The sequence below is a fragment of the Allobosea sp. genome (assembly GCF_035944895.1).
Classification (GTDB): Bacteria; Pseudomonadota; Alphaproteobacteria; order Rhizobiales; family Beijerinckiaceae; genus Allobosea.
Genome location: NZ_DASZAT010000005.1, coordinates 325,336 through 335,913, shown reverse-complemented (window position 1 = coordinate 335,913; position 10,578 = coordinate 325,336). Strand labels below are relative to the sequence as shown.

The 10,578-nt window shown below is 68.2% G+C and carries 8 protein-coding genes; 4 read left to right on the top strand and 4 right to left on the bottom strand.

From position 1 onward, the window contains the following. Positions 1-72 precede the first annotated feature (72 nt). The 4 genes from VGV58_RS04050 to VGV58_RS04035 all read left to right on the top strand — a co-directional run bounded on the left by VGV58_RS04050 (position 73) and on the right by VGV58_RS04035 (position 5,909). On the top strand, positions 73-780 hold the full coding sequence (locus VGV58_RS04050) for a GntR family transcriptional regulator (protein ID WP_326872693.1): 708 nt from the start codon (positions 73-75) through the stop codon (positions 778-780). A gap of 81 nt (positions 781-861) precedes the next feature. Beyond that, positions 862-2,445, top strand: a complete 1,584-nt coding sequence (locus VGV58_RS04045; RefSeq protein ID WP_326872692.1) for an ABC transporter substrate-binding protein — start codon at positions 862-864, stop codon at positions 2,443-2,445. 71 nt (positions 2,446-2,516) lie between these two features. Then, entirely contained in the window at positions 2,517-4,112 is a 1,596-nt protein-coding gene (ggt, locus tag VGV58_RS04040; RefSeq protein ID WP_326872691.1) for a gamma-glutamyltransferase, read from the top strand. 93 nt (positions 4,113-4,205) lie between these two features. Further along, entirely contained in the window at positions 4,206-5,909 is a 1,704-nt protein-coding gene (locus VGV58_RS04035; protein ID WP_326872690.1) for an IlvD/Edd family dehydratase, read from the top strand. Between the two features lie 6 nt (positions 5,910-5,915). Here VGV58_RS04035 and VGV58_RS04030 read toward each other — a convergent pair whose 3' ends face one another. From VGV58_RS04030 to VGV58_RS04015, 4 genes are read right to left on the bottom strand one after another with little or no spacing between them, the layout of a single operon-like run. After that, positions 5,916-6,884 carry an ABC transporter ATP-binding protein gene (locus tag VGV58_RS04030; protein WP_326872689.1) on the bottom strand — a complete coding sequence of 323 codons (969 nt, stop codon included), beginning with the start codon at positions 6,882-6,884 and terminating at the stop codon, positions 5,916-5,918. After that, entirely contained in the window at positions 6,877-7,860 is a 984-nt protein-coding gene (locus tag VGV58_RS04025; RefSeq protein WP_326872688.1) for an ABC transporter ATP-binding protein, read from the bottom strand. The genes VGV58_RS04030 and VGV58_RS04025 overlap by 8 nt, the downstream gene beginning before the upstream one ends. Beyond that, on the bottom strand, positions 7,857-9,320 hold the full coding sequence (locus tag VGV58_RS04020; protein WP_326873558.1) for an amidohydrolase family protein: 1,464 nt from the start codon (positions 9,318-9,320) through the stop codon (positions 7,857-7,859). Before VGV58_RS04020 ends, VGV58_RS04025 begins: the two co-directional genes overlap by 4 nt. A 38-nt stretch (positions 9,321-9,358) precedes the next feature. Continuing rightward, positions 9,359-10,558 (bottom strand): amidohydrolase family protein, encoded by a 1,200-nt coding sequence (locus VGV58_RS04015; protein WP_326872687.1) that lies wholly within the window; start codon positions 10,556-10,558, stop codon positions 9,359-9,361. Positions 10,559-10,578: the final 20 nt, after the last annotated feature.

Here is a 10,578-nt window from a genome sequence, read left to right as displayed (position 1 = left end):
TCTGGCCTTGTAATAGTGGATACACTCATACAAAGCAGCTGATGGCGCGCCGACCGGCTGAGGGGAAACGGGATGAGCTTCGCCTCCAAGGGCATGGCCGCGACGGCGCAGGACGAGGCCTATCGCGCCATCCTGCAAGACATTCGCAGCGGCCGCTATCAGCCTGGCGAGCGCTTGATCCCCGAGACGATCGCACGCGAGCTCGCCATGAGCCGCATGCCGGTGCGCGAGGCTTTCCAGCGCCTCGCCAATGAAGGCCTCGTCCTCATCCGCCCCAATCGCGGCTGCGTCGTCTCCGGCCTGACCATCGAGGAGATCTACGAGCTCTTCGAGATCCGCTCGGTGCTGGAAGGGCTGGCTGTGCGCCTCGCCATGCCGCGCTTCGACGCTGCCGCGCTGGCCGAGCTCGACGACCATGTCGCCCGCATGCACCGCGCCGGAGCGGCCGGCGGCGCCGACTGGCTGACCAAACACCAAGAATTCCACGCCTATATCTGCGGCCTGAGCCGGCGGCCCAAGCTGATCGCCCAGATCGCAGCGCTGCACATCGCCGTCGAGCCCTATATGCGCGTCTGGCTCCATCATGTCGCCCAGCCCGCCCATGCCACCGAGCGCCAGGACGAGGTCGTCGAAGCGATCAGGACCGGCGACGCCGACCACGCCGAGGCGGTGATGCGCGACCACGTCCTGCGCACCGCACCGCGCCTCGCCGAGTTCCTGCGCAAACGCGGCCAGGCAGCCGGAGCGTCTTCGACCCTGCCGGCGAGCACACAGCCCTGAACCGAACGATGCAGCGGCTCGTCAGCAGGCCGCGCTCCCGAGGAACGTCCGGGGATCCAAAAGAGAATAAGGGGAATTACGATGGATCGACGCCAGTTCCTGAAAGCCTCGGCCGCGGCCGCCTTCCTGCCGGCAGCACCGCATCTCGCCACGGCGCAGGATGCCAAGACCCTGCGCTTCGTGCCCTATTCCGATGTCGCGATCATCGATCCGATCTGGACCAATGGCTATTCCACCCGCACCCATGCCCTGCTGGTCTGGGACACGCTCTACGGGCTCGACGACCAGTTCCAGCCGCAGCCGCAAATGGTCGAGGGCCATGTCGTCGAGGAGGACGGCAAGCGCTGGACGCTGACGCTGCGGCCCGGCCTCGTCTTCCATGACGGCAGCAAGGTGCTGGCGCGCGACGCCGTCGCCTCGATCGGGCGCTGGGGTGCCCGCGACACCTTCGGCCAGGCGCTGATGGCCGCGACCGACGAGCTTTCGGCGCCTGATGACCGCACCATCGTCTTCCGGCTGAAGGCTCCCTTCCCGCAGCTGCCGGCAGCGCTCGCCCGCCCGAGCGCGCTCGTCGCCGCGATCATGCCGGAGCGCCTCGCCGCGACCGACCCGTTCAAGCAGATACCCGAGGCGATCGGCAGCGGCCCCTATCGCTATCTCACCGCCGAGCGGATCGCTGGCGCCCGCCATGTCTATGCGCGGCACGAGGCTTACATCCCGCGGCCGAGCGGCGCGCCGAGCTTCACCGCCGGGCCGCGCACGCCCTACCTCGACCGCATCGAATTCACCGTCATGCCCGATGCCGCGACCGCGGTCGCGGCGCTGCAGACCGGCGCGGTCGACTGGGTCGAGCAGCCGATCATCGACCTGCTGCCGCTGCTGCGGAAGGACCCGAACATTGTGGTCGAGGTCAAGGATCGCAGCGGCATGGCCGGGCAGCTCCGGCTCAACCATTTGCAGCCGCCCTTCAACAACCCTGCGATCCGCCGCGTCATCCTCAAGGCGATCGATCAGGAGGACTGCATGAACGCGGTCTGCGGCGGCGATCCGCAGGTCGAGCGCGGCAGCATGGGTTTCTTCGGTAATTCTTCTTTGGCCTCGGACGCCTCGGCCGAATTGCGCAAATCCCCCAAGGACGTCGCCAGGCTGAAGCAGGAGCTGGAAGCTGCCGGCTACAAGGGCGAGCGCATCGTCTTTCTCTCCGGCCAGGACGTGCCGCGCATCGCGCTGGTCTGCGAGGTCGCGGCCGATGCGCTGCGCAGGATCGGCTGCAATGTCGACTTCGTCGCTGCCGACTGGGGGACGGTGCTGCAGCGGATCAGCAGCCGCCAGCCGGTCGAGCAGGGCGGCTGGAGCTGCTATGTCAGCTACTGGTCGGGCATCGACCTTGGCTCGCCCGCGACCAACTCACCCTTGCGCGGCAACGGCGCCAAGGGTAGCCCCGGCTGGCCCGACAGCCCGCAGATCGAGGCGCTGCGCGCCCGCTTCCTCGCCGCGGCCGACCCGGCGCAGCAAAAGGCAATCGCCCGCGAGATCGAGCTGCAGGCAATGCAGGACGTGCCTTACGTACCGGCTGGCCAGTACTTGCAGCCGGTCGCCTATCGCAAGAACCTGACGGGCATGCTCAACGGCGTCCCGGTCTTCACCAATCTGCGCAAGGGCTGACCGCTCTTCGCGTCCTTCCCGAAACCCGGCGGCACTGCCGCCGGCCCTCTATCTCCACGAAAGCCTCTTCCATGCGTGATCTCGAGCTTCCCGGCCGCTCCCTCGCCATCAGCCGCAATGCGATGGCAGCGACCTCGCATCCCGCCTCGACGCTCGCCGCGCTCGACATCATGAAGGCCGGTGGCAACGCGATCGACGCGGCGATTGCCGCCTGCGCCGTGCAATGCGTCGTCGAGGCCGGCTCGACCGGCGTCGGCGGCGACTGCTTCGTGCTCTATTCGCGCGGCGGCTCGACCGACGTCCTCGCCTATAACGGCTCGGGCCGGACACCGGCCGCCGCGACGCTGGACTGGTATCAGAAAGCCGGCATCGCCACGCTGGAGCGGCATTCGCCGCATGTCGTCACCGTGCCCGGCGCGATCGACGCCTGGACTCGGCTCAACAAGGACCATGGCCGCCTGCCGCTGTCGGAGGTGCTCGCGCCCGCCATCGCCTATGCCCGCGACGGTTATGCGCTGACGCCGCGCGTCGCCTATGACCTCGCCGCCCAGCACGAGACCCTGATCAAGGACGCCAACGCGACCGCGACCTTCCTGGTCGGCGGCAAGGCCCCGGCCGCCGGCACCGTCCAGCACCAGCCGGCGCTCGCCGATACGCTCGAAGCGATCGGTCGCGAGGGGCGCGACGCCTTCTATCGCGGCGAGATCGCGAAGGAGATGGTCGAGTACCTCCAGGCCGCCGGCGGCCTGCACACGGCTGACGACTTTGCTGCCGCCGAGGGCGAATACGTCACCCCGATCAGCGCAACCTTCCGCGGCCGCACCGTCTATGAGTGCCCGCCGAATGGCCAAGGCGTCATCGCGCTGCTGATCATGAAGATCCTCGAGCGCTTCCAGCCGAAGGGCGGCCCGCTCGCGGTCGAGAACCTGCATATCGAACTGGAAGCGACCCGCCTCGCTTATGCCGCCCGCGACCGCTTCCTCGCCGACCCCGCCAAGGCCGAGGTCCCGGTCGAACATCTGCTCTCGAATGAACTCGCCGACGAGCTCGCCGGGATGATCGATCCGCAGCGCGCGCTCGATCCGCTGCCGGTCATCCCCGGCGGGGCCGAGCACAAGGACACGGTCTACATCAGCGTCGTCGACAAGGACCGCAACGCCGTTTCCTTCATCAACTCGATCTTCTCGCCCTATGGCAGCGGGCTGATGACGAAGAAGTCGGGCGTGCTTTTCCATAATCGTGGCCAGAGCTTCGTGCTGAAGCAGGGGCACCCCAACGCGATAGCGCCGCGCAAGCGCCCGATGCACACCATCATCCCCGGCATGCTCGCCGAGAACGGCCGCGTCGTCATGCCGTTCGGCGTGATGGGCGGGCATTACCAGGCGATGGGCCACGCGCATTTCCTGGCGAAGCTGTTCGACCACGGCCTCGACCTGCAGGAAGCGATCGACCTGCCGCGCCTGTTCCCGCTGCCGGGCACGAACACGGTCGAGGCGGAAGCGCGCCTGCGCGAGAGCGTCGGCGCGGCCCTCACCGCGCGCGGCTTCAAGGTCGAGGTGCCGAAATCGCCGATGGGCGGCGCCCAGGCGATCTGGATCGACTGGGAGAAGGGCACGCTGACCGGCGGCTCCGACCCACGCAAGGACGGCTGTGCCCTCGGCTATTGAGCCCGGCGCGAGGCCGCCCTGCATGAGGCGGCCTCGACAGCGCCGGCGATCCCGGCAAGCTTCTCCTCAGAACAAGTCGAGGGAGAAGCGGGCATGGCGGGCAGGGAACCGAAGGGACGCGGCATCGCCGGTGGGTTGACCAATTATGGCGACCCGGACTTCGCCGCTTATCTGCGCCGCTCCTTCGCCCGCTCCATGGGCTATTCCGACGAGGCGCTGGCGCGACCGATCGTCGGCATCGCCAACACCTATAGCGGCTTCAACAACTGCCACCGCCACTTCCCCGAATTGCTGGAAGCGGTGAAGCGCGGCGTGCTGATGGCCGGCGGCCTGCCCGTCGAGTTCCCGACCATCTCGCTCGGCGAGGTCTTCCTCAACCCGACCAGCCTGAAGTTCCGGAACCTGATGGCGATGGGCACGGAGGAGATGATCCGGGCCCAGCCCATCGACGCCGTCGTGCTGATGGGCGGCTGCGACAAGACCGTGCCGGCGCAGTTGATGGCGGCGCTCTCGGCCAATGTCCCGACGGTCCAACTCGTCGCCGGACCAATGTCGACCGGCCGCCACAAGGGCGAGCGCCTCGGCGCCTGTACCGATTGCCGCCGCTTCTGGGCCCGCTTCCGCGCCGGCGACGTCGACCAGGCGGAAATCGACGTGGTCGAGGGCAGGCTCGCAACCACCGCCGGCACCTGCGCGGTGATGGGCACCGCCTCGACCATGGCCTGCATCGCTGAGACGCTCGGTTTGTCGCTGCCGCGCTCGGCTGCGATCCCGGCCGTCCATGCCGACCGTCTGCGCTGCGCCGAGGAGAGCGGCAAGCGCGCCGTCGCGCTGATCGGCACGCAAACCCTGCTGCCGCGCCAGATCGTCACCGAGCAGGCGATCGAGAACGCCTGGCGCGTGCTGCTGGCGATCTCCGGCTCGACCAATGCCGTCGTCCACCTCACCGCGATCGCCCGCCGCGCCGACATCAAGGTCGACCTCAACCGCCTCAACCGGCTCTCCGACGAGACGCCGGTGCTGGTGAACCTGAAGCCGGTCGGCAACAACTACATGGAGGACTTCTTCGCCGCCGGCGGCATGCCCGCCGTGCTGCGCGAACTGCGCGATCTCCTCCATCTCGACTGCCTCAGCGTGACCGGGCAGACACTGCGCGAGCTGATCGATGCGCCCCTCGCCGATCAGGTCGACCGCGCCATCATCCGTTCGCGGGCGGAGCCGGTCGATCCCGATGGCGGGCTTGTCGCCGTATTCGGCTCGCTCGCCCCGCGCGGCGCCATCGTCAAGCGCGCCGCCGCCGAGAAGCGGCTGCTGGAGCATGAGGGCCGCGCCGTCGTGTTCTCCTCGCTGGAAGACCTCTCCACCCGCATCGACGACCCCGCTCTCGATGTCGGCCCGGACGATATCCTCGTGCTGCAGAACGCCGGCCCGAAGAGCGCCGCCGCCATGCCGGAAGCCGGCTATCTGCCGATCCCGCGCAAGCTCGCGTCCAAGGGCGTCAAGGACATGGTCCGCATCTCCGATGCCCGCATGTCCGGCACCGCCTATGGCGCGATCGTGCTGCATGTCGCGCCGGAGGCGGCGGTCGGCGGGCCGCTGGCGCTGGTCTGCAATGGCGACCGGATCAGGCTCAGCGTCGCCGAACGCCGGCTCGATCTGCTGGTCGATGAGGCCGTGCTCGAAACGCGCCGGGCAGCGCTGCCACAGCCGCCGGCGAAGCAGCGCCGCGGCTATGACCGGCTCTATGACGAGCACGTGCTTCAGGCCGACGAAGGCGTCGATTTCGACTTCTGCTGAGCGGGCTCAAGCCAGGTGGCAGGCGACCTCCAGCTCACCCTCGCGGCGCAGGGCCGGAGCCTCCACCCGGCAGCGTTCGACCGCCTGCGAGCAGCGCGGATGGAAGGCGCAGCCCGGCGGCGGCGCGATCGGGCTAGGCACCTCGCCCGACATCGGCCGGCGCTGGCGGTTCGGCTTCTCGACATCGGGGATCGTGTCGAGCAGCAGCCGCGTATAGGGATGGCGCGGCCGGCCGAAGACCTCTTCCGCCGGCCCGCTCTCGACGAAGCGACCGAGATACATGATGGCGAGCCGGTCCGACATGTGCCGGACCACCGAGAGATTATGGCTGATGAAGAGATAGGTCAGCCCGAACTCCTTCTGCAGGCGGACCATCAGGTTGAGGATCTGCGCCTGCACGGAGACGTCGAGCGCCGAGGTCGGTTCGTCGCAGACCAGGAAATCCGCCTCGGTGGCCAGCGCCCTTGCGATCGAGATGCGCTGGCGCTGGCCGCCGGAGAACTCGTGCGGGAAGCGGCTCGCATCCGCCCGCGACAGGCCGACGATTTCGAGGAGATCGCCGACTCGGGTCGCCGTCTCGCTCTCGTCCTTGCGCAGCTTCAGTTCGCGGATCGGCTCGGCGATGATGTCACCGACCCGCCAGCGCGGATTGAGCGAGGCATAGGGGTCCTGGAAGATCATCTGCACGCGCGGCGGTCCGAACGAGCCGTCGGCGCGCTTGATATCCTTGAAATCGAGCATGCCCTGCGTCGGCCGCTGCAGGCCGACGACCATGCGCGCCAGCGTCGACTTCCCGCAGCCGGATTCGCCGACGATGCTGAAGGTGGTGCCGCGCTGGACGCTGAACGAAACGTTCTCGACCGCGCGCAGCACCCGGCGCGGCTCAGCTGAGAACAGCCGCGACAGTGCCGGCGCCGAGACATCGAAGCGGCAGGAAGCGGAGGTGACTTCGAGGATGGTGTTCGCCTCAGCCATGGGCCGCCTCCTGAAGCGGGAAATGGCAGGCCGCGGCATGGCCGGATACCGGCAGGCGGGGCTTGTCCTGACGGCAGAGATCGCTAGCGAAGCCGCAGCGCGGGTTGAAGGCGCAGCCGGCGGGAATCGCGTTCAGACGCGGCATCGAGCCGTCGATCTGGTTGAGATGGGCGTTGCGGCGGTGGACGCTCGGGATCGAGGCCATCAGCCCGGCGGTGTAGGGATGGCGCGGCCGGCGCGTCACCTCTTCGACCGGGCCGATCTCGACGACGCGCCCGGCATACATCACCGCGACCCGGTCGGCCGTCTCGGCGATCACGCCCATATCGTGTGTCACCAGCATGATCGCGGTGCCATGCTCGCGGCAGAGCCGCTTCAGCAGCGTGGTGATCTGCGCCTGGATCGAGACGTCGAGCGCCGTCGTCGGCTCGTCGGCGATGATCAACGTCGGCTCGGCGCAGAGCGCGAGCGCGATGACGACGCGCTGGCGCATGCCGCCGGAGAACTGATGCGGGTAATGGTCGATCCGCGTCTCGGCGGCGGGGATGCCGACCTCCTTGAGCAAATCGAGCGCACGCTTGCGCGCCTCGCTCTTGCCGACCGGCAGATGCGTGGTGATGGTCTCGACCAGCTGCTCGCCGACGGTCAGGAGCGGATGCAGCGAGGTCAGCGGGTCCTGGAAGATCGCGCCGATCCGGCGGCCGCGCAGCTTGCGCATCGCCTCGGCCGGCAGATTGTCGATGCGCTGGCCGGAGAGACGGATCTCACCGCCTGCCAGCCGCCCCGGCGGGTCGAGCAGGCCGATCACCGCCGTACCGGTCAGCGACTTGCCGGCACCGGATTCGCCGACCACTCCGAGGATTTCGCCCGGTGCGATCTCGAATGAGATGCCGTCGAGCGCCGTCAACGGGCCGCGCCGCCCGTCGAAGACGATGCGCAGGTCGTGGACCGAGAGCAGCGCTGGCTGGGCATTCACGCGGCGGCCTCCTTGCGTTCGATCGGGTAGCTGGACGAGAAGATCTCGCTCATCGGCGGGTGGCCCAAAGTGCGCTCCGGATAGCGCGCCATGACGCCCTCGAACTGCTTCTGGGCGCGGATATTGTCGGCGGCCTCGTCCTGGCCGGGAATGGCCCGGTTCTCCATGACGAAGCGGCCGTCGATCACCACCGCCACGAAGTCGCGGCCATGGCCGGTCAGCATCATCGTCTGGATGGGATCGATGACCTGCCCGCTATGCGGCCGATCGAACGCGAAGACGGTGATATCGGCGCGAGAGCCCGGCTGGAGGCGACCGAGATCGGAGCGCCCCAGCGCATTCGCGCCGCCGATCGTGGCAGCGTCGTAATAATCCTCGGAGCGCACGGCGCCGACATTGCCGGCCATGGTGCGGGCGAGGATCATGCCGGTCTGCAGGTTCATCACCATGTCCGGCGGGGCGGTATCGGTCCCCATGGCGATGTTGAGGCCCATCGCGCGGTAGCTGCCGAAATGATTGATGGTGCCGCCATGCCGGCCCGAGACCAGCGGGCAATGGACGATGCTGGCGCCGGAATCGCGGATGATCTCGAGGTCGCGGCCGGGGCGGTCGACCAGGCGGCTGCCGGAAACCACCGTGCCATGTGGCAGGAGGCAGCGCTCGTCGAGAAAGCCGAGGCTCTCCAGCCATTCCGGCGGGCTCATCCCGTGCTGGGCAAGGACGAGGTCGTATTCGATCTTCGACTGGCAGCAGTGCAGCCGTACCGGCATGTCGAGCTCGCGCGCAGCGGCGGCGGTGCGGCGCAGAAGCTCGGCCGTCGAGGTCTCGATCCGGTCGGGCGCGAACATCGCGCGGATCAGCCCGCCGGCGGCACCTTCATGACGCCGGGCGAAATCGATGGCGGCGTCGAGCTCGGCGAGGCCGCGGGGCTCGTCGTAATGGGTGACGACGCGTCCGTCGGCCTCGACCAGCTGGTTGCCGGTGCGATAGGCCGGGCCGAGATAGGCGCGCAGGCCGAGATCGGCGGCTGCCTCCGCCGCGTCCTCGAACTCCTGCACCGTCTCGCCCCAGGCGCGGTAGAACAGCGAGGCGATCGGCAGCGCCGTGGTGATGCCGTTGCGGATCAGTTGGGAGAAGGCATAGCGCTTCTGGAAGGCGAGTTCGTCGCGCGTATACATCTCGTAGGGGCCGGCATCGAGATAGCTGCGCGGCCAGACGCGCCCCTTCTTCCAGGCCGGCTGGTTGTCATAGCCGAGGATGGTGGTGTCGAGGTCCGAGAGCGCGTCGCAATCGATGAAGCCCGGCCCGATCAGGGCGTGGCCGTAATCGAGACGCCTGATGACCTCGCCCGGAAAACCGTGGCCGACAAAGACGACCTCGCCATTCTCGAACACGACCTCGCCGTTCTCATAGAGGCGATGGCGGCCGTCCTTGTGGCCGACCACCCAGCGCGCGGTCATCAGGATGCGGCCCTCAGGCCGCGTCTTGGCTTGCAAGGTCACGGCGCGGTCCTGATCGAGACGCCGTCGCGGGCGACGACCTTGCCGCGCTTGATGACGCGGCGCTGCGCCGGGCGGGTGGCGACGGCCTCGGCGATCGACTCGGTCGGCAGCAGGACGAGATCGGCGACGCAGCCGACATCGAGCCCGTAGCCCTCGATCTCCATCACCTTGGCGCCCTCGATGGTGCAGACATCGAGCGCCAGCCTGACCTCGTCGTCGCGGCGGAAATTGTTGCGCAAGCCGACGAACATCGCCCGCTCCAGCATGTCGGCGTTGCCGTAAGGGCTCCAGGTGTCGCGGATGCCGTCGGAGCCGGAGCAGACGCGCACGCCCGCCTGCAGCAGCTTCTTCACCGGAGGAGCCGGGCGGCTCGCCGGCGCGGTCGTCATGATCGCGATGTCGAGCGCGGCGAGCTCATCGATCAATGGGTCGATCAGGGCCGGGTCGGGCGTGCCCAGGCAGAAGGCGTGGCTGACCGTGACCTTGCCGGTCATGCCGAGCGCACGGGTGCGCTCGATGATCAGGTCGAGCGAGAAGGCGCCGACCTCGCCGGGCTCGTGCAGATGGATGTCGAGCGGCTTGCCATAGCGCTGGCAAAGCCCGAAGACGGCGTCGAGATGGCCCTTCGGATCGCGGTCGATCGTGCAGGGGTCGAGCCCGCCGACAATCTCGCAGCCGGCCTTCATCGCCTGGTCCATCAATTCGAGTGTGCCCGGCCGGCGCAGCAGCCCCGATTGCGGGAAGGCGACAAGCTCGATGTCGACGATGTCGCGATAGGCATCGCGCGTCTTCATCACGCCCTCGACGCCCCACATTCCGTGCTCGGTGTCGACATCGACATGGCTGCGGATATGGGTCGTGCCCTTGAGCGAGGAGAGGATGCTCTGGCGGGCGGACTGGCGCGCGGGATCGATGTCGAGCCGCTTCTTGTTCATCCGCTCATTGTCGATCTTGTCGAGCAGCTTGGGGCCGACCTCGTTGGTGTACCAGGGCAAGCCGAGCAGGCTCTTGTCGAGATGGGTATGGGCCTCGACCAGGCCGGGGATGACGATCTCGCCTTTGCCGTCCTCGATCGCGACACCGGCGGGCGCGGAAAGGCTCGCACCCACTTGGCTGATCTTGCCGTTCTCGATCAGCAGATCGACGGCCTTGCCGGCATAGGGGCGGACATTGCGGAGCAGCAGGGAAGCGGTCATCGCAGGCGTATCCTCTTTGG

Bases quoted from the DNA above. Each gene is read 5' to 3' on its own strand.
- VGV58_RS04050 (WP_326872693.1), top strand. From the start codon at position 73: ATGAGCTTCGCCTCCAAGGGCATGGCCGCGACGGCGCAGGACGAGGCC.
- VGV58_RS04030 (WP_326872689.1), bottom strand. From the start codon at position 6,884: ATGGCTGAGGCGAACACCATCCTCGAAGTCACCTCCGCTTCCTGCCGC.
- VGV58_RS04015 (WP_326872687.1), bottom strand. From the start codon at position 10,558: ATGACCGCTTCCCTGCTGCTCCGCAATGTCCGCCCCTATGCCGGCAAG.
- ggt (WP_326872691.1), top strand. From the start codon at position 2,517: ATGCGTGATCTCGAGCTTCCCGGCCGCTCCCTCGCCATCAGCCGCAAT.
- VGV58_RS04045 (WP_326872692.1), top strand. From the start codon at position 862: ATGGATCGACGCCAGTTCCTGAAAGCCTCGGCCGCGGCCGCCTTCCTG.
- VGV58_RS04035 (WP_326872690.1), top strand. From the start codon at position 4,206: ATGGCGGGCAGGGAACCGAAGGGACGCGGCATCGCCGGTGGGTTGACC.
- VGV58_RS04020 (WP_326873558.1), bottom strand. From the start codon at position 9,320: ATGACCGCGCGCTGGGTGGTCGGCCACAAGGACGGCCGCCATCGCCTC.